The 19,618-nt window shown below is 57.1% G+C and carries 18 protein-coding genes; 12 read left to right on the forward strand and 6 right to left on the reverse strand.

Annotated features, from left to right (window positions below; translation table 11 throughout):
* Nucleotides 1–159 precede the first annotated feature (159 nt).
* From Q0915_RS24115 to ribB, 10 genes are all read left to right on the forward strand, one after another.
* Nucleotides 160–1,599, forward strand: a complete 1,440-nt coding sequence (locus Q0915_RS24115) for an MFS transporter (RefSeq protein WP_299480065.1) — start codon at nt 160–162, stop codon at nt 1,597–1,599.
* Between the two features lie 71 nt (nt 1,600–1,670).
* Complete coding sequence (locus Q0915_RS24120; protein WP_299480068.1) at nt 1,671–2,063, forward strand: hypothetical protein; 393 nt, start codon at nt 1,671–1,673, stop codon at nt 2,061–2,063.
* Between the two features lie 37 nt (nt 2,064–2,100).
* Entirely contained in the window at nt 2,101–2,592 is a 492-nt protein-coding gene (locus Q0915_RS24125) for a copper chaperone PCu(A)C (protein ID WP_299480071.1), read from the forward strand.
* Between the two features lie 135 nt (nt 2,593–2,727).
* On the forward strand, nt 2,728–3,354 hold the full coding sequence (locus Q0915_RS24130) for an SCO family protein (protein ID WP_299480073.1): 627 nt from the start codon (nt 2,728–2,730) through the stop codon (nt 3,352–3,354).
* A gap of 26 nt (nt 3,355–3,380) precedes the next feature.
* Nucleotides 3,381–3,518, forward strand: coding sequence for a hypothetical protein (locus tag Q0915_RS24135; protein WP_299480076.1), 138 nt, complete (start codon nt 3,381–3,383; stop codon nt 3,516–3,518).
* A 49-nt stretch (nt 3,519–3,567) separates the two neighbouring features.
* Nucleotides 3,568–4,308 (forward strand): TlyA family RNA methyltransferase, encoded by a 741-nt coding sequence (locus Q0915_RS24140; protein WP_299480080.1) that lies wholly within the window; start codon nt 3,568–3,570, stop codon nt 4,306–4,308.
* Between the two features lie 201 nt (nt 4,309–4,509).
* Entirely contained in the window at nt 4,510–5,760 is a 1,251-nt protein-coding gene (locus tag Q0915_RS24145; RefSeq protein WP_299480083.1) for a hypothetical protein, read from the forward strand.
* A gap of 76 nt (nt 5,761–5,836) precedes the next feature.
* Nucleotides 5,837–7,069 (forward strand): class I SAM-dependent RNA methyltransferase, encoded by a 1,233-nt coding sequence (locus Q0915_RS24150; protein ID WP_299480086.1) that lies wholly within the window; start codon nt 5,837–5,839, stop codon nt 7,067–7,069.
* A 3-nt stretch (nt 7,070–7,072) separates the two neighbouring features.
* Entirely contained in the window at nt 7,073–8,185 is a 1,113-nt protein-coding gene (locus tag Q0915_RS24155; RefSeq protein WP_299480089.1) for a class I SAM-dependent methyltransferase, read from the forward strand.
* A 79-nt stretch (nt 8,186–8,264) separates the two neighbouring features.
* Nucleotides 8,265–9,584, forward strand: coding sequence for a 3,4-dihydroxy-2-butanone-4-phosphate synthase (ribB, locus tag Q0915_RS24160; protein WP_299480092.1), 1,320 nt, complete (start codon nt 8,265–8,267; stop codon nt 9,582–9,584).
* A gap of 50 nt (nt 9,585–9,634) precedes the next feature.
* Here the strand turns inward: ribB and yghX are convergent, their stop codons facing one another.
* Together yghX and Q0915_RS24170 are read right to left on the reverse strand one after the other, a co-directional pair.
* Entirely contained in the window at nt 9,635–10,531 is an 897-nt protein-coding gene (gene yghX / locus Q0915_RS24165) for a YghX family hydrolase (RefSeq protein WP_299480603.1), read from the reverse strand.
* Between the two features lie 164 nt (nt 10,532–10,695).
* Complete coding sequence (locus Q0915_RS24170; protein ID WP_299480095.1) at nt 10,696–11,550, reverse strand: LysR family transcriptional regulator; 855 nt, start codon at nt 11,548–11,550, stop codon at nt 10,696–10,698.
* A 95-nt stretch (nt 11,551–11,645) separates the two neighbouring features.
* Between Q0915_RS24170 and Q0915_RS24175 the strand changes: the two genes are divergently transcribed.
* Nucleotides 11,646–12,410 (forward strand): sulfite exporter TauE/SafE family protein, encoded by a 765-nt coding sequence (locus Q0915_RS24175; RefSeq protein ID WP_299480098.1) that lies wholly within the window; start codon nt 11,646–11,648, stop codon nt 12,408–12,410.
* Between the two features lie 34 nt (nt 12,411–12,444).
* On the opposite strand, the gene aroC is transcribed toward Q0915_RS24175, so the two are convergent.
* Nucleotides 12,445–13,530: a chorismate synthase gene (gene aroC / locus Q0915_RS24180; protein ID WP_299480101.1), complete on the reverse strand. Its 1,086-nt coding sequence runs from the start codon at nt 13,528–13,530 to the stop codon at nt 12,445–12,447.
* Between the two features lie 327 nt (nt 13,531–13,857).
* Between aroC and Q0915_RS24185 the strand changes: the two genes are divergently transcribed.
* Entirely contained in the window at nt 13,858–16,125 is a 2,268-nt protein-coding gene (locus tag Q0915_RS24185) for a bifunctional diguanylate cyclase/phosphodiesterase (protein WP_299480104.1), read from the forward strand.
* Nucleotides 16,126–16,182: 57 nt separating this feature from the next.
* On the opposite strand, the gene Q0915_RS24190 is transcribed toward Q0915_RS24185, so the two are convergent.
* The 3 genes from Q0915_RS24190 to fabI all read right to left on the reverse strand — a co-directional run bounded on the left by Q0915_RS24190 (nt 16,183) and on the right by fabI (nt 19,540).
* Entirely contained in the window at nt 16,183–17,361 is a 1,179-nt protein-coding gene (locus Q0915_RS24190; protein ID WP_299480106.1) for a DUF3095 family protein, read from the reverse strand.
* Between the two features lie 641 nt (nt 17,362–18,002).
* Complete coding sequence (locus Q0915_RS24195) at nt 18,003–18,647, reverse strand: histidine phosphatase family protein (RefSeq protein ID WP_299480109.1); 645 nt, start codon at nt 18,645–18,647, stop codon at nt 18,003–18,005.
* Between the two features lie 74 nt (nt 18,648–18,721).
* Nucleotides 18,722–19,540 (reverse strand): enoyl-ACP reductase FabI, encoded by an 819-nt coding sequence (gene fabI / locus Q0915_RS24200; RefSeq protein ID WP_299480112.1) that lies wholly within the window; start codon nt 19,538–19,540, stop codon nt 18,722–18,724.
* Nucleotides 19,541–19,618: the final 78 nt, after the last annotated feature.

The following is a 19,618-nucleotide window of genomic DNA, read 5'->3' on the forward strand; positions in this document are numbered from 1 at the left end:
TTTGCGACCGACGGAATCGTCGTCGGGGGACATGTTTGCGGCACGCTATAAATCATGATTGACAGAAGCTGCGATTACTGGAAAGGCTGATCGGCAGGATCAATTGCGTCGGTTCCAACCGGCGCTTTTGTTTTAGCGTCAGTCCCCCGGGAGGCAATCATGGCTCAGACACTTCTTTCCGTGTCCGCTCTCTTGCTGTCTGTCGCCCTGCTCATTTTCGGGCACGGGCTCCAGACAACCCTTCTACCACTCGCTGCGGACCGCTACTATTTTACCGATTTCGAGATCGGTGCCATTTCCTCGGCTTACTTCGTTGGACTGGTGCTCGGCTGCCTTGCTGCTCCGCTGCTTATCATGCGCGCTGGACATATTCGCGCCTTCGCCGCGCTGGTTTCGCTTATGTCGGGCGCCGCGATCCTGCACCCGGTCATTATCGACCCATATGCCTGGTTCATCATCCGCGTCGTATCGGGCTTCAGCCTGGCCGGGTTTTACATGATCGTCGAAAGCTGGCTCAACGAAAGCGCAACGAACGAGAACCGTGGAACGATCATGTCCATTTACATCGTGATCGTGTTCGGTTCGCTTGTCCTGGGTCAGGTATCGATTGCGAGCATGAGTATCGCATCCTTCGTACCGTTTGCGGTTGCTTCAGTGGCATTGAGCCTTGCCGTGATGCCGATTTCCCTGACAACAGCGACGCAACCTGCGCCGATCACGTTGGTCCGTTTCCGGCCAATTCGTCTTTACCGGACTTCGCCGGCTGCCTTCGTTGGTATTCTATTGATCGGTGTTTCCCAAGGCGCGATCTTCACACTTTCACCGCTTTACGGATCTCAGATCGGCCTGTCGACCAATCAGTCCGCCTATTATGCCGCAGCGATCATCGGAGGCGGAATGATCGCACAGTGGCCGGTCGGCCGGCTCTCCGACCGGATAGATCGCCGGCTGGTTCTTGTCGGCCTGGGGACAGCCACCACCGTGGCGTCGCTTGCCATCGTCGTGTTTTCGCCTACAGTCTTTCTGGTTGCGATCCTCTCCGCGATCCTTGTCGGCATGTTCACGCAGCCGCTCTATGCAATCGCCGTTGCCCACGCGTTCGACCATGCGTCACCAGAAGATTTTGTCGAAACCTCTTCTGGCATGCTGCTTTCCTTTGGAATCGGATCGATTGTCGGCCCCATTGTCGCTTCGTTGATCATGGGACAAATCGGCCCTTCCGGCCTTTACGTCATGATCGCCGCAGTCAGCCTGACGATGGCCGCCTTTGTCCTCACACGCGTCTTCACGCGCCAGGCGCTTCCGGTCGACGAAAAGACAGACTTCGAGTACGCCGCGACGGCACAGGTCGGGTCTGTCATTTCCCCTGAACCGCTCGACGTTGAAGCGGAGGAATATGTCATTCCGCCGGAAGAATTTCCGGCTTACGAGGACGATATCTATAATTTCGACTCCTCGCCGGATGCAGACACCGAAAGTTCCGAAGACAAGGAAGCTGAAGCACCGGGGGAAGAACACGCGCAGACCGACGATGCGGGCCAACCTGCGGAGGCCGAGACCTCGCCGGCTGCCGATCAGGAAAGCAAAGTCAAAACCTGAAACCGTTGCCGGGGCGAAACTGCGCTGTTTCGCCTCTCGACAAGCCGTTTGAACAGGCGTAAGAGCGCTTCATGGCCATACAAGCGTCACGACTGCATTTGCTCAGGCGGGAACGCCATCCCCTCGTCGCAATGGCGATGGTCGCGTTCACACTGCGTTTGTGTCTTGGTGTTCTTGCCACGGCGCTGTCGCCGGATGTTGCAGCCGCAAGCGGCCTGACAAGCTTATGCCAGACTTCAAGTGCGGCTTCCGGAATTGCAGCCCATGACCCGGCGCTCTGTCAGTGCGGTCCGGTTTGCGCGCACGGATGCGCGACCGGTTCATGTCTTTCTCCAGCCACACCCGCGTATTCTGCAAGCGCCCTTCCGTCGGACGCTATGCCAGCGAAGGCGCACCGCGACTTCTTGCCGTCGGCATCACAGCGCGTTGCCGCAATCCGTGCACCTCCCCTGTCCTTGATCTGAAACCGAAACAAACCTTCAGACCTCAAAGGACACAGACATGAAACTCTGGACATCCGTTGCCGCCGCGGCGGCGCTTACGCTCGTTTCCCTCTCTTCGTTTGCCGCCGACTACAAGGCCGGCGACCTGACACTTTCCAAAACATGGACCCGCGCAACGCCTCCAAAGGCAAAGGCCGGCGGTGGCTTCGTTGAAATTGTGAACTCCGGCTCAGAGGCAGACCGTCTTGTGGCCGCAAGTTCCGACGTTGCCGCAAAGGTTGAGATCCATGAAATGTCCGTCACCGACGGTGTCATGAAAATGCGCGAGCTTGAAGACGGTATAGAGATCCCAGCCGGCGAAACGGTAACGCTCCAGCCAGGGGGCCTGCACATCATGTTCATGGGCCTGAACAAGTCCTTCGAAGAAGGAGCCACAGTCCCGGTCGTTTTGACATTTGAAAAGGCTGGCGACGTGGCGATCGATCTTGATGTCGCAAAGATGGGCGCAAAGTCGATGGACCACGGCCACAAGAACCACAATCACAACTAACCCGATTGTGAGCACGGCCGCGCTGCACGGCGCGGCCCCCATGCACTAGATATTTGTCTGAATAGCGATTGCGGCGCGAATGGCATCCCCCTCCGGGGGCGCAAGCGACGCAGTTGACCAAGAAGGGGACACCCAATGTCCGGACTAAGACTCTTTCGGTACGTCGCCTGGGCGGCAGTTGCTGTCCTTGCCGCCGCATCAGGATTTCTCGTCTATCAGCAGACCGCCGGGAACGGGAGTTCCGGCGCTCTGATCGAACCATTGGCGGCGATCGGCGGTCCGTTCGAACTCGTCGACGGCAATGGTGAGACCGTCACAGATGAAGAATTTGCCGGAAAACCCCTCGTCCTGTTTTTCGGCTTCACCTATTGCCCGGATGTCTGCCCGACGACCCTTTCGGAACTCCAGGGCTGGATGGACGCGCTCGGACCCGAGGCCGACAAGCTGAACTACGCGTTTGTATCAGTCGATCCCGAACGGGACACACCCGATGTCATGCGCGACTATGTGTGGGCTTTCGACAAGCGGATCAGACCGTTGACCGGTTCGCGCGAACAGGTCGATGCGGTTATCAAGGCCTACCGTGTCTATGCAAAGAAGGTCCCACTTGACGACGGCGACTATACGATGGACCATTCCGCTGCCGTCTATCTGATGAATTCGGACAACAAGTTCGTCGGGACAATCGCTTACGCGGAGGCGGAAGAAACCGCGCTGGAGAAACTGCGCCGCCTCATTGCCAACGCGCCGGCCTCCAGCTGAGGACAGATGAAAGTGGAGCACCATCGATGCGCATGCCGCTCTACATAGGACTGACTGCCGGCGCAACGGGCCTCGTTGCGCTGTCTGGTCTTTTGTGGCTTTACGCCGGTGAGCGGGTCTACGCCGACCGCCTGCTGTCTGCGATCGCCAGCTGCTTCGGCTAACGGCCCTGCCCCATCCTCGCAAGAACTTTCACTGCACCGACGGCGGCACATGGCCTCAAAACGTCTCGATCAACATCTCGTCGAAAGCGGCCACTTTCCGAGCCGCGCAAGGGCCCGTGATGCGATCCTGCGCGGCACGGTTCGACTTGACGGAATACTCTGCCAAAAACCCGCTCAAAAAGTCGGGACCACTGCATCCGTTGAAATCGACGATCCGGCATCGAAATTTGTTTCCCGCGCCGCGCTGAAACTTGTTGAAGGCCTTGACCGGTTCAGCGTCGATCCGAAGGACAGGATTTGTCTCGATATCGGCGCGTCAACGGGCGGTTTCACGCAGGTTCTGCTCGAACGGAACGCTAAGAAGGTACACGCGATCGATGTCGGCCACGACCAGCTTCGGGAGGAGCTTCGCGAGCATCCCCGCGTCTTCGCGCAAGACCGCCTGAATGCACGCGACCTGACAAGCGATCACATCGAAGGAGACAGGCCGGGCCTGATTGTGTCCGATGTCAGTTTCATCTCGCTGAAACTCGCCCTTCCTCCTGCCCTCGATCTGGCAGCGCCCAGGGCGGAGTGTGTCTTGCTGGTAAAGCCTCAGTTCGAGGCAGGCAGGGAGAGGATTGGCAAGGGCGGGCTCGTCGATCCCGCGACCGCCGAGGAAACTGCGCGCGAACTACAAACCTGGCTTTCCACCTGTCCGGGCTGGACGGCGGGCGATCTGATCCCCTCACCTGTCAAGGGTGGCGACGGCAATTCCGAATGGCTGCTTTATGGCCGGAAATCTTGCTGATCAGCCGCCGTCGGGCAAGGCAGCAACGCCAAATGTTTCCGCTTGAGACGACCGGCAAAGGTTGATTGTCCTCAATAGCAGCCGCCGAAGGTCAATTCTCAATCGAAAAAATTCTCTCATTGGTTGAAGTTTCTACGATTGCATTTCCCTTTTGGGAAGATTTCGGACCTATAACCGAAACCGCACAAAAGGGAGCGTTAGATGGATATTCCCGCACTGGATCGTGTCGAATGCGCGATACTCCATGAAGAGTTCAATCCATTGGACGGTAACGTCATTTTCCAGGCAATCCAACGGCTCTCGAGGGAGCTAAACTACGCCCCGGAAGTCCAGTTGATCGTTTCGTCGACACGCAAGGATGTACATGTTCATGCAAACGGCCATCGTATCCTGGTCAGCCAGAACACCGAACCCCTGGAACCCGAAGGATTTCGAACGGCGCTCTCCACGCCCTACACGGGATTTGTTCTTCCCAACGCCCACGATGTCGTCATGCGGCACAAGGCAAATACGTTCATCACCATCGCCAAGGGATTTCTGGACAGTCAACTTCTGAGAGAAAAATTCGGGTCTCTTCTGGATGGTCTGGACAACTCAATCGATGACCAAACGTCTTTCAAGACGCTTGAGGAAGCAGATCGGGCAAGAACCTTCTGCTACGCATTGGCCAAGCTCATCATAGGCCACAACCCGGCGATCGCGATCCACTGGTGCGTCAGCGACAACCTTGTTCCCCAGACCTACTTTGAAGGCGTTGCCAAGGATGGTGACTATACGCTTTTGAACATCCGCCCCTTCCTCAGTTCCAGCGCGGGGCGCCTTGGCGAAGGCTTGCCACTGAAAATGGTGGTGCATGGCTCTCAATGGATCATTGGCAAAATGATCGAATTTGAGGAGGCGCCCGTCCCGTTTCCCTGGATGATGGAAATCGTCTACGGCTTCATAAAGCTCTGCCAGATCCGCGGTTCGATCCTGCCGGACAACAACACTTTCGGTAACGAGGACGAGGACTGGTCCGTTGCCGTTTATCACGAGAAGATCGAAGGCCACTCCGCCTGGGACAAGGTCAGACTTGTCGTCGTGCACGCGCCCGAGTTCGGCATTTTCGGGGATACGACGGCAAAACGCTATCACAGGTATGAAAGCGCGGAGGACATTCGCCAGCGCGCCGAAGAAGAAAAACACGAGGTAACGGCGGCCAATGATCCGCAGCCTTACGACCGGCGGCCGGACCCCACTGCAGAGCCAGCCGGATCGGGAGACCGTCTGCCTCCCCAAGCCGAGGTCGCAAACGACACCCGGCGCGAAATCAAGATCACACAACAAAAGCAGGACTTGAGTGCCTTGCGTGATTTTGCGCGACGGTCCAGTACATCAGACCAGGCGAGCAGCGATGATCCCCAGCAGAGCTGGCTGTCCCGGGCAAAGGGCCTGTTCAAAGGCGGTCGCTAAGCTGCAATTCCTCCACGGCGCACACGAGCGTGCGCCAGAACTTGCTCCTGAGATCGGTTGACGCTATCGCTCGCACATGAGTGAAACAAATCTTCTGATATCCGAACTCGGCCATCGCGGTGACGGCGTTGCACAAACAGACACGGGCCCCGTCTATGTCCCGGGGGCGCTGCCCGGAGAAACAGTGACTGCGCACATCGTCAACGGTCGCGCCCAAAACCCAAATTTCAACACTCTGTCACCCGAGAGGGTCACTCCCGTCTGCCGGCATTACGAAACCTGCGGCGGCTGTGCGCTACAGCACCTGGCAAAAGCTCCCTATCTCGTCTGGAAACGGGAGCTTGTCGCAAAGGCGCTGCGAGATCGCGGCATTGATGCGGTTGTTTCCGATACGATTTCGGCAACAGCCGGTGGACGCAGGCGCGCGGTGCTGACGGCCACGCGCGCCGGCCGGCATACGCTGCTCGGCTATCACGAAAAGGCGAGTCACCGGCTGGTCGATATTTCCGAATGCGCGGTTCTCGATCCGGCAATCGTCAAAGCGCTTCCCGGACTGAAGACGATCGCGGCCGAATTGCTGCCGCGAAAGGGTGAGCTTCGTCTGACTGTGCTGAATACCACGACCGGCCTCGACGTTGCCATCGACAAGGCAGACAAGGGATATGATCGCAAGATCCCCATCTTGTCGCAAAAAGCGGTTGAGCTCGATCTGGCACGGCTTTCGGTCAACGGCGAAGTGCTTCTTGAGATCCGGCCACCGGTCCTCGATATGAACGGCGTAGGGCTTGCAGCGGCGCCTGGCGGATTTACTCAGGCGACGCTGGCAGGCGAAGAAATCCTGTCCCGGATCGTGAGCGACGGCACCGGAAAGGCGAAAACCGTCGCGGATCTGTTTTCGGGTGTCGGTACTTTTGCCTTTCGCCTTGCCCGGCAAGCAAATGTCCATGCTGTTGAAGGAGATGCCGGAGCCGTGACCGCCTTCGACAAGGCGCTCAGAAATGCGCGCGGGTTGAAAAAGGTGACATTTGAACGGCGGGACCTCTTCCGGCGCCCCCTGGTGCAGGAAGAATTGGAAGGGTTCGATGCAGTTGTGTTCGATCCGCCAAGAGCGGGCGCTCAGGCGCAGGCGGAACTGCTGGCCGGATCGAAGGTCAAAACCATCCTTGCCGTCTCGTGCAATCCGGCGACCCTCGCGCGCGATGTCAGGCTCCTGCTTGATGGCGGCTATACGCTTCAAAGCGTCACACCGGTGGACCAGTTCCTGTATTCGCCCCATATTGAGGTGGTTGCGCTTTTGACGCGGGAGTAAGCCATGGCTGCAGTGGACAAAAAGACAAGCCCTTCAAACAAAGGCAACGGTCTGCCGCCTCTGGCAAGTCTGGCGCGGCGCACCAGATACGCACTGCATCAGGGAAGCCGGGTTGCGCTCTATACGCTGCATTCAGAAGCCATGCGCCGCATGAACAAGCGCATCCAGAAAGACCTGCCTGAGATACCCAAGGTCCAGCCGGAAGGACCTGTCCCCGGTCAGCGCCGCATGCTTGCCGACATTTTCAAACTTTTTGCCGACGATCTGAAAGCTGTCGAGGACGGGCTTTACCCGATGCCGTCCGACGGAACACTCACACCACGAGAACTGCTGGAAACCAGCCGCGCTTTCTTCAAGGATGTTCCGGAGGTGGCAAGGCGCCGCGCGACTGGCGCGCATCAGGAAGTCAACGAAGACGTCAGCGGGTTTGCTGAAGCCTTGCCCCGCTATTACCGGCAGAACTTCCACTTCCAGACCGACGGATGGCTGTCGGAAGAAAGCGCCAGACTCTATGACTTTCAGGTCGACGTGCTCTTTTCAGGCGCAACGGCCGCCATGCGGCGAAGGGTATTGATCCCCTTCGCTGAAATCCTGAAGAAGAAAGACCAGCGAAAGGTCGCGTATGTCGACCTTGCCTGCGGCACGGGGGGTTTGCTGCGCCCGGCGCTCAAGGCGTTTCCACGCCTCCATGGGGTCGGGCTCGATCTGTCCGAGCCTTATCTTGCCGTCGCGCGCGAGCGAACGAAGACGCGCCGTGCCCGTTATGTGACGGCGATGGCAGAAGCACTGCCGTTCGCCAATGCCTCTCTCGACGTCGTATCGTGCGTTTTTCTGTTCCACGAATTGCCGCCGAAAGTGCGCCGTCAGGTAATCGCAGAAGTGTCGCGGGTCTTGAAACCGGGCGGGTCGTTCCTTTTCGTAGACAGCCTGCAGACGGGCGACGTGCCGGATTACGACGGTCTTCTGTCGGTCTTCCCGCAGCTTTTTCACGAACCTTATTATACGTCTTATCTCAAGGAAGACCTGACGAGGCTTTGCGCCGACCAGGGCCTTCACGAACACTGGATGACGCCCGCATTCGTGTCACGCGCAGTCGAATTCATCAAAGAAGATTGAGACGCAGGCTTTCAGTGTCACTGAAATTTAGTGGAAGTTTCTCTTGTGACTGAAAGAAAACGCGCGTATATGCGTTGTCATGAGACTCGATCAATGGCTGTTACAGACTGGTGAAAACCGGAGTGCGTTTGCGCGACGGGCGAACCTGTCGCCTGCCTCCGTAACAGCTCTATGCAACGATCCGAATGTTTGGGTATCGCGGGACATGGCCCGCAAGATTGCCATCGCGACGGATGGCGCAGTGACCCCCAACGACTTTCTCGGATTGGCTACAACCAAGGAGCATCCCGTGTCCCAGGCCCGTGTCGCAGAAGCTATCCGCGCATTCGAACGTGGTGAAATGGTTGTCGTGACCGACGATGACGACCGCGAGAACGAAGGGGATCTGATTGTCGCGGCGTCAAAGATCACTTCCGAGCAAATGGCATTCATGGTCCGTCACACTTCGGGCATCATCTGCGCACCGATGACACCCGCCAATGCGCGTCGGCTTCGTCTCGATCCGATGGTTGCCGAAAATGACGCGCCGCTCGCCACCGCGTTCACGATCTCGGTCGACTACCGCCAGGGATTGACGACGGGGATTTCTGCTGAAGAACGTTGCGCCACCGTTCATGCCCTTGCAAATCCCAATGTGGCAGCCGACGACTTTGTGCGTCCCGGACATATTTTTCCGCTTGTGGCAAAGGAAGGCGGCGTGATGATGCGCTCCGGCCACACGGAAGCCGCCGTGGATCTCTGCCGGTTGTCCGGTCTGGAAGAAGTCGGCGTCATCAGCGAGCTTGTCAACGACGACGGCACGGTAAAACGCGGTCCGCAGGTCGCCGAGTTCGCGGCCGAACATGAACTGAAGATGGTGTCGGTCTCCGATCTGATCGCATGGCGCCAGCGCACAGAACGCATGGTCGAGAGGGTCAACGAACAGCCGGTGGAGACGATTGCCGGGCAGGCCTATGCAATGACCTATTCAACGCCTTACGATCCGATGCATCATCTTGCCATTGTCTATGGCGATATCCTCGATGGCCGCGGGGTTCCAGTGCGTTTGCAGCTGGAGTCGGTTCTGGATGACGTTTTCGGTGAAAGTCGGCCGCTTGATCACATCATGACCCACTTCGCCGAACGGGGACGAGGTGTCATTGTCTTCCTGAGAGAAGGTTCCGTGGGCGTTGCACGCCATTCGCGGCGCGCCCGCTCCGACTTTGAGGCGGCAGACACGGAAGAGCATGGCTCCGCGCAGGCCCGGCAGGAGCAGTGGCGCGAAGTCGGCCTCGGCGCCCAGATCCTGAAGGATCTCGGTGTCAGCTCGATCCGGCTGCTTGCCTCGCGCGAGCGGCACTATGTCGGTCTGGAAGGGTTCGACATCAAGATCGACGAGACGGAAATTCTCGACACCTGAACGCCCAAAATGCAGATGCGGGCCGCACCGCCCGCACCTGCGAAAGCTTCTTACATCAGGTTTTCCTTGAAAAACGCAACGGTACGCTCTTCGGCCAGCTTTGCCGCCTCTGCATCAAAGCGCGGCGTGGTGTCGTTGTGAAAGCCGTGATTGACGCCGGGATACATGTGGGCAACGTAGTTCTTCCCGTTCGCCTTGAGCGCTTCTTCATAGGCCGGCCAACCCGCATTGATACGCTCATCCAGTTCGGCAAATTGCAGCATGAGCGGGGCCTGGATCTTCGGCACATCCGCGGCATCTGCCTGACGGCCATAAAACGGCACGCCTGCCGCCAGTTCCGGATAGGCAACGGCAATCGCATTGACCACACCGCCACCGTAACAGAAGCCGACCGCTCCAACCTTGCCCGTGCTGTCGTCGCTGTTCAGCAGATATTCGAAGCCGGCAAAGAAATCGTTCAAGAGCTTTTCCCGATCGACCGTACGCTGCAGTTCCCGGCCTTCATCATCAGTGCCCGGGTATCCTCCGACTGAGGTCAGTCCGTCGGGCGCCATCGCCATGAACCCTGCCTTGCCCAGTCGGCGGGCGACGTCCTCAATATACGGGTTCAGTCCCCGGTTCTCGTGGATGACGAGAACTGCGGGCAGTTTGCCGGTGCTGCCTGCGGGTTTGACAAGATAGGCATTCACTTCACCGTGGCCGTTTGGCGAGGGATAGGTGATGCGTTGCGTCTCGATCGCTGTGTCGTCCGGATCAACCTGTTGGGCGAACGCATAATTGGGTGACAGTTGGTCGAGCAGCATCGCTGCAGTCACGCCTGCAACCGTGAACTTTGCCGCACCGTTCAGGAACTCGCGCTTCGTGATCTTGCCGTGTGCGTAGTAGTCATAAAGGTCCAGCAGTTCCTGAGGAAAATCCTTCGCCGTCATCCGGCGATCGGGTGTCATGTCGTTCATCACATTACTCCTTGAACCGTGCGAGGCAGAGCGCACAATTGAAACGAGAAGATGAAGGATACCCCAGGTCCACGGCGGAACGGTGATTAAGTTGTAACGCTTTGTATCAACACGTCCCGTGATCGGGATCTTGGAGCGCCGGCAGTGTGCTACGGCTATTTTTCAGAGAATATCCGTTCGATCCAGCGGCTGACGGCAACCATCCGCGCAAGACCGGCCTGGTCGGCGTGCTGCATCAGCCAGACTTCCCGCTGCAGATCCGGTTCAGGGTCCGCCAGTTTTTTGAGACGTGCATCCGTTTCTGCGATCACCGTTGGAATGACCGAACGTCCCAATCCCCCGGCGATGGCTTCAATCACCCCCTCCAGATCACTCGGTCGAATCTTGGAGACCCGGAAAGGGCCGGATTTCAGGTATTCTGCCATCCAACGGGCCTGGGGAAGAAAGCTCATATTCTCGTGGTAGATGATCCACGGCAAATCGTCCGCGTTGCCGTCGGCCGGACCGTAGGCCGCATGCGTGAGAACGGCAATCCGTTTCGCAGTCACATTGTGACCGCCGTCGCGTGGGCGGCCCAGGCGGACCGCCATATCAGTCTCCCGTCTCGTGAGACTGACATTTCGCACCTCGGACGCCAGATGCAATTCGATCCCGGGATGCTGCTGGCTGAATTGCTTTAATGCGGGAATCAGGATCTTGGAGTTCACCACGGGGACGGAGGAGAGCCGAACAATGCCCTCTTCGGCCAGCCGTGCACCTGTTAGTTCAGATGTGAGCATGTCGAGAGCTGTTTCAACGGCTTCCGTGTGAGAAATCGCGCGAAGACCGGCTGCTGTCAATTCGAGCGAACCATTTGCGGACTTTTCGATCAGCTGCGCACCGATTTCGTCCTGCAACGCCATCAACCGCCTGGACACGGTTGTTGCATCGACCTGCAAGCGGTCCGCTGCGCCGGATAACGATCCGGCACGATAAAACGCCAAGAGAAATTTCAGGTTCTCCCAATTCATGGCTGCACTATTGCAGCTCTTATCTGCACTTTCGAGAATTTACTTGCGTTTATGCAGGCTGCTAGAAAGCAGCAGCTACAAATGAAAGAAACGCAATGCTTCAGGATCTGACCGTCTGGACCGGACTGCCACCAACATATCTGGCAATCAGCGCCATCATGGCATTTGTCGCGGGCGCCGTACGCGGGTTTGCCGGATTTGGTCTTTCAGCCGTTCTCATGGCGAGCATCGTGGTGTTCATTCCGCCTGTCGAGCTGATACCGGTCTGCTTCCTTCTGGAACTTGCAGCCAGCGTCGCAATGTTCCGGGGCGGTTTGCGAGACGCCAAACTCAGCACTGCCGTGACGCTCGCCTTATTCAGTGCCATCGGGGTGCCGCTCGGACTTTTGCTGACAACGAGCATCGATTTAGAACTGTCCAAGCTTTTTGCGTTGGGTCTCGTTCTCGGCCTGACGATCCTGCAACTGCTCAAAGTCAATTTTCACTTGGCATCGGAGCGCGTTGCATTGCCTGTAACCGGATTTGCTGCCGGGATCGTCACCGGGCTCGCATCGATCGGCGGCATGGTCATTGCGCTCTACGTGCTTGCATCGCCGAAAAAGGCACGCGAAATGCGCGGTTCGCTCGTGCTCTTTCTTTTTTTCAGCATGTTCACCTCGTCGGTGACGCTCATCTTGTTCGGTGTTCTCAATGAGCAGTCCCTGATCAGGGGCGCGGTCCTGTCACCACTTGTCCTGGCTGGTGTTTTCGCCGGGACCGCGATGTTCAGCAAAAGTCTCGACCAGACGTATCGCAAAGGGTGCCTCTATCTGCTGCTGCTTTTTGCAGGAGCGGGCCTTGTCAGAACCATTGCGTTTTAGAAATCGCATCCGCCACGCATTCAGCGCCCCCCTCCTAACCGACCTGCCCCCTGTGACGCAGGAAATGGTCGGCCAGTACACAGGCCATCATGGCCTCACCAACCGGCACGGCGCGTATGCCGACGCAAGGATCGTGGCGGCCCTTGGTCATGACATCCACTTCCTCACCCTGACGGGTAATCGACTTGCGCTCGGTCAGGATCGAGGATGTCGGTTTCACGGCGAAGCGAACGACAACGGGGTCACCGTTTGAAATCCCCCCCAAAACGCCACCGGAATTGTTCGTCAGGAAAACCGGCCTGCCAACGTCGTCTATCCGTATTTCGTCGGCGTTTTCTTCTCCAGTGAGACGGGCGGCCTCAAAACCGTTGCCAATCTCGACCCCTTTGACCGCATTGATCGACATCATCGCTGCGGCAAGTTCGGTATCCAGTTTGCCGTAGATCGGCGCGCCCCAGCCTGCCGGAATACCCTCTGCGACAACCTCAATCACGGCTCCGACCGAAGAGCCGGCTTTGCGAACGCCGTCCAGATACTCCACCCAGTTGGCTGCTGCGGCAGCATCCGGCGAAAAGAAGGGGTTGTTGTCGACCTCTGCCCAATCCCAATTGCCGCGATCAATCTTCTGCGTCCCGACCTGAACCAATGCGCCGCGTATTGTGACACCTTGCAGGACCTTTCTTGCGACCGCACCTGCTGCGACACGCATTGCCGTCTCCCGCGCGGAAGACCTGCCACCGCCACGATAGTCCCGAATGCCGTATTTTGCGTCATAGGTGAAATCCGCATGCCCGGGCCTGAAACGATCCTTGATCTCGGAGTAATCCTTCGAACGCTGGTCGGTGTTTTCAACCATGAGGGATATCGGTGTCCCTGTCGTTTTCTGCGCGCCGTCCTCGTCCGCCATCACACCGGACAGAATTTTCACCTCATCGGCCTCCCGGCGCTGGGTCGTGAAACGGGACTGCCCCGGCTTGCGCCTTTCCATAAACCCTTGAATATCGGCTTCCGTCAAAGGGATCAGCGGCGGGCAACCATCGATGACACAGCCGATCGCAGGGCCATGACTTTCCCCCCAGGTGGTGACGCGAAACAAATGACCGAAACTGTTGTGGGACATGCGGGGATCCAAATCGTCAACGGGAAAGTGATCAGGCGCCGAGCGATAAGGCAAAGCGCTGCGAAGCTCAAGCCTTCGTTCTATTTTGACATTTCAATGGACGCGCCCGCACATCACGCGGCGCCAAGTCCCACTGAAGGCACGAACCAAATACTCGGTCAAATGGCAAGTTCAAGTACTGTCATCACATTGGATTTACCACCTTTGAAGCGCGGTTCTTTTTGACACTTGCATAAACATCTGCCGATTTCTTGGATGTATTTGCCAATCTTTAATGCTCAGCGTTTATTAGAATTGTGCTTGGGCGATATAACGTGGGGCACAGAAGTGCACATCCGAGGTTGGCTGACAGGTCTGATAGTTTTCTTGCTGGCACCTTGCCTGCTCTTTGCTTCGCTCTGGTTTCACAGCAAATTCGAAGACGTAAATTCCATCGACCGCAGCCTTGCAGGACTGAACCTGATCCAGGCGCTTGGCCCGCTCATGCAGGAAAAGGCGCTCACCGGGACGGTGAAACAGCCAACTGACATGCTGGTGCGCCAACTCGCCGATTTCGATGTCTCCGGGCGAGAACAAAGCCTGGTCGCGGAACTCGGTGGCTTCATGAGCGAACAAAGCATTCCCGATGCTTTGCGCAAGGCCAGATCGCTCGCGTCATCGATCGCACAACATTCCAGGCTGAGCTCATCGTCTTCGTTCGAGACCTCAGAATTTCCGCATCTGATCAACGATACGCTCCTGAGTGTTGTTATTGAAACGTCAGTCATGGTGAATAATGGCGAGATGCTGTCGGACAAGGATGCGATCAATACCTGGGACAAGATGCTTGTCCCGGTCCAGGGAGGACAATTCAAAGTCGCAGCCGACAACGTCTCCCGCGCAACCAAGGAATACTTCAAGGATCTCGAAGGCCCAAAGGCCGAGCTGCTAAGAGACAAGGCCGCCGCTTATCGAAGCGCCAATCTCGCCTACCAGTCGGCAGGTGCGAAACTTCTTTCATCGACGATCAAGGGTAACACCGGTTCGGACATCGCCAACGATCAGCTGAACGAGGTCCAGCCCGACTTTGTCCGCGTGATCTTCAACTTATGGCAGGAGAGCGTTGATTATCTCCACGCCGATCTTCAACACCAGCGCGCCGAGACGATGTTTGCGGTCGCGCTGGCAGGTCTTGTGGGTGGCCTGGTCATTTTCGCGGCATTTGCGATAGCGGTCGCTCTAAGCCGAGCGCTTGCCGATCGCACACAACAGGAATTTGAAAATCTCGGCTTCCATGATCCGCTGACGGGCTTGCCGAACCGGCGCGCCCTTCTCAAGACACTTCGCGGCCTTTCCGACCGCGAAACACCCAGCCGGATCGGACTGGTTATCCTTGATTTGCGCCACTTCAAGAAAATCAACGATCTGTTCGGTGATCAGTCCGGCGACGGAATCTTGCGGGACGTTGCCGAGCGGCTCGTTCAATTCGCCGGCGCGGAAGATTTCCTCTGCAGGACGGGTGGTACAGAATTCATGCTGTTGCGCCCCGATTTGACGGATAGTGCATCATTTGAAGACATACCCGCCAAAATCATTCACGAACTCGGTCGGGAACGACAGATCGAAGGACAAAAGCTGGTCCTGGAATCAAATGCCGGGCTGCTTATCAGCAATACAGGAGATCCCGTCACGGACCAGGTGCTTGTCGACGCCGAGCTTGCCTTACGCTCGGCGAAACAAAAAGCACCACGCAAGGTCGAACGCTTCACCGCCGAAATGCGCATAGCCTTCGAGGAAAACGGCGAGATTGCCAAGCATCTGCTTCGCGCCATGAACAATGGCGATATTGTTCCCTGGTTCCAGCCGCAGGTGGATGTTCACACCGACGAGGTAATCGGGGCGGAAGCATTGGTTCGCTGGCTGGATCATCAGACCATTCGCTTTCCGGGGTACTTTCTGCCAGCTGCAGTTGAAGCGGGCTACATGGACCGGATCGAAGCAATCGTCCGTCAGAAAACACTTGAGCTTGCATCCGAGTTTACAGGCAAAACCCGGCGGACTGTCCACTTCGGACTGAATATTTCCGCTGATCTCCTGAGCAACGCCTCCGCCGTGGGCGCGCTCCACCGCCACGTTCTTGAAGCCGGGCTGGACCCGTCCATGATCAGCCTGGAAATTCTTGAAGCGGTCATGATTGACGAGGACAAGGCAACGCCGATCAAGGAGAATATTGCCCACCTTTCCGATCTTGGTTTCTTCATCGAACTCGACGATTTTGGAACCGGACACTCCAGCATTTCGAGCCTCAGGGATTTGAAGATCGACCGCGTCAAGATCGACCGCAGTTTTGTTTCCGGTGTCGACACGAACAAAGATCTGCAGAAATTCACCAGTGCCCTCATCAACCTAGCGAAAAGCCTGGATATAAGTGTGCTCGCAGAAGGCGTGGAAACGTCCGGCGAGCGTGAGTGGCTCGCGCGCAACGGCTGCGACGTGATCCAGGGATTTCTTGTGTCCAAAGCTGTTCCAGAAGTCGAACTTGCGGCGATGATCCTCAAAAAGAACTTCACCGTTCAACCGAAACGCTATTTCGACGAAAAATCGGCGATCGCCTGAAGATCGCCCGCCGGTTGCCCGGGCACGCCAAATTACATTTTCGCAGCCGGCATACCTTCATGTCATTTGAGCTGAAGCCTGCCGTTTTTTGAACTCTGCCGCGGCCATGGACAAGCCGCCGTTGGAGCCGTCGACAAAGTGGATGTGCTGACTGTTGCCGATATCCTGAACGAAACAGGTCATGAGCGCTTCATTCGAAACATGGAGCCCGAATATGACGTCGCCGTCTTCATAAGCTGTTGCAAGACACGTCTGGAGCGCAGAAAGCTGTGTCGGCGTAAGGTCCAAAACCAGTTGGAGGCTGTCGCCGATCTTGCGATGGTCCGTGTTCAGGCTCAGTTCTCTAAAGTATTTTTTCGGATCAAAAGGTCCCACGCGCATGCCGGTCGTATAACTCCAGACGAAAAACATGCACTCCACAACGGTCATGACCCATCCGCGCGCAAGGTTCCCGGCCGATGCAAGATTGACCTCAACTCTCAGGCCTTTCGGTGGAAAGCGAAACTTCAAGCGCGTCTTGTCTGCCAGTCTGGTTTGCGCCTCATCGATCAGAGGATTGAATCCGATTTCTTCGGCGACCCTGTCCATGAGTTCGCCCAGCGGTCTTCGGCCGGCCGGTTTTACGATCAAGGATACGATGTGCCCATTACGTGCCGGCAGGGGTTCCCAACGGCAGGAAAGACCGTCAAGGGGCGGCAACGCCACGTCTTCGGACGAAACCGCGTAGGGCCGGACTGCTTCGGGATCCTTCAGCACATTGTCCGCGATCTCAAGCCCGTCCCCAACAATCATGGCCAGATGATTACCGGGACTCAAAAGATACTTGCGCACCCTGATGTCACCACCGCGCTGCCTGATATCTGCAACAGGAATGGCTGCGGCGCGCAATTCAAGCTCCATAACCTGGCGGGCGAGGTCGACAACGCCTGCAAGGGCGTCGCACCCCTTTTGCAAATCTTCCGGCGGGACAAGGAGCATCGCCCCGTCGCCTCCGAACACGAAGGGCACACGCTCTCGTCCGACACTGTTTAAAACTGCCGCGATCACAGCCGCGCCTGTCATATTGACGTCTTTGTACCGACCGCTGGCAACGGCCTGGCCCGAGCTTACAATGTCAGCTGCCAGCACATACCAACCGTCGGGCACCGGTCGATAGTTCCCCAGGTCCGCAACGTTGCTGAAATCGGAGAAGCTTGGCAGCTCGGAATAAAAGTTGTCCGTAGTGACCGAGCTCATCATCACCCCCCTGATTGCCGGGCTCAACCGGCCTTAACACCGCAAATTACGTTCAAGTCCAAAGAACCGATCATTTGAGGTCCAAAACATTATTGTGAACAGGCTCCGCAAGACGTTCGAAATTACCGTGGGAAGTGAAGTACGGCGACAACTGTCTGGTTCATGTCACCGCTTATGATCGCCTGAGCAAGCTCGAAGCGCCAAAATGCCCTTGTCCACGCCGATGCGCCGAATCGTCAACACGGGGCACGGACGCAGCCATGTAGTCCGCACAAATTCGGAGGTTGGAGGGTTCGGCAAGATATTCGCCCACCATGAGATCACTCAAGTGGAACTCAATAATGTCGAACGGATACACGAACCTTACGGACGCGGACGCACTTCCAGTCGGTGTCACCCGCGGGTGCGCGGCGCGCTGTCGTCAGTGAAGTCAGAGTCATGAAGCGAATAGAGAACTTGGTTTGAATTCGACGCAGGAGTACCAGGCGCCCCGCAAAAGCAAATTCCAGCGATAATACTCATAATATATCTCCGACGTCTTGTTACGAAGCCCCTCAAATTCCTTTGAAGGATACTTAGAGTGGTCGATTATCCAATAATTATTGATTTGTGCTGCATTACACAACTTATCGCAATTCTTACTAAATCTCAGTGAAATTGCTTCCACGCCAGACGAAGACCTTGTCTTGAGGAACTGCCAACTTCGGAACGTGTGTGCTTTCGAGGCCCTCGAGCATGCCCCGCAGGACGCGGTAAACGCCGCCATGCGAGACGACAACGGTTGGGCGCGAAACGGTTTCGAGCCACGCGCCGACGCGTTCGGTCAGCATTTCATAGCTTTCGCCGCCAGGCGGTACGAAACGCCACTTGTCCGCGCGTCGCTGCAGAATGAGATCCTGCTCCTCATCGGCGAGGTCCTCGAGGCGAAAGCCCTCCCATTGCCCAAAGGTCAGTTCCAGCAACCTGTCTTCAAGCCGAAAGACATCAGTGTCCAGATCCATGCCTGCCCGCAGGAGCTCCATTGTCGTTCTGGTGCGGCCAAGCGGCGAGGCCACGAAATCAAGATCGCTCGGATCCAGGCCTTCTTCTTCGAGAAATTTTCCAAGCCGGTTGCCGTTTGCCGCAGCCTGCTCTTTGCCGGTCTCATTCAGCGGAATGTCAATGTGCCCCTGCATACGCCCTTCAGCGTTCCAGTCGGTCTGGCCGTGGCGCACGAAAATGAGGAGTTCGGGATCGTGTCTTTTCGGCAGTCGAAAGGAAGGCGCGGCAGTGTGAAGGGTTGTCATATGTCTTCCCGGGAATCGAGCGCCCTGAGGGCAAGAAGTGAAAATGGCCGGTCTGAGCCGGCCATCCAGGGATATCAGTCTTTCACGACCGATATGTCAGGCGCGTCCACCGCCTTCATGCCGACGATGTTGTAACCGCAATCGACATGCTGAATTTCACCTGTCACACCTCTTCCCAGATCAGACAGCAGGAACAGGGCGCTGTCGCCCACCTCTTCTATCGTGACCGTGCGGCGAAGCGGCGAATTGTACTCGTTCCATTTCAGAATGTAGCGGAAGTCACCTATGCCGGATGCCGCAAGCGTCTTGATCGGCCCCGCCGAAATAGCGTTGACCCTTATGTTCTGGGGCCCAAGATCCATTGCAAGATACTTCACGCTTGTTTCAAGCGCCGCCTTTGCAACGCCCATGACATTATAATGGGGCATGACCTTTTCGGCGCCGTAGTATGTCAGCGTGAGGATTGAGCCTCCCTCCGACATCAGCTTCTCGGCACGCTGCGTGACGGACGTCAAAGAGTAGCAGGAGATGTCCATGGTGCGCGCAAAGTTGTCGGATGACGTGTCCACGAAGCGTCCGGTCAGTTCCGCCTTGTCGGAAAAGGCAACGGCGTGGACGACAAAGTCAATTTTGCCCCATTTTTCTTCCAGCAGGCTGAACACGGCATCTATCGTCTCGCCCTCCGTCACATCGCAATGGCCGGCAACAATCGCACCCAACTGTTCGGCGAGCGGTTCGACCCGCTTCTTCAAAGCGTCACCCTGATACGTCAACGCAAGCTCGGCTCCGGCGTCGGCCAGTGCCTTGGCAATGCCCCAGGCAATTGATTTGTTATTTGCAACGCCCATGACCAGGCCGCGTTTGCCGTTCATCAGTCCGCGCGTTTCCGCCATCTTCATCTCCGAAAAGAATTCCCTTACCGCCCGAACGGGCTGGCCTCCTATGGCACAAGGGTTTGGTTCCTTCAAGAT

Source organism: uncultured Roseibium sp. (assembly GCF_947494555.1).
In the GTDB taxonomy this organism is placed as follows: domain Bacteria; phylum Pseudomonadota; class Alphaproteobacteria; order Rhizobiales; family Stappiaceae; genus Roseibium.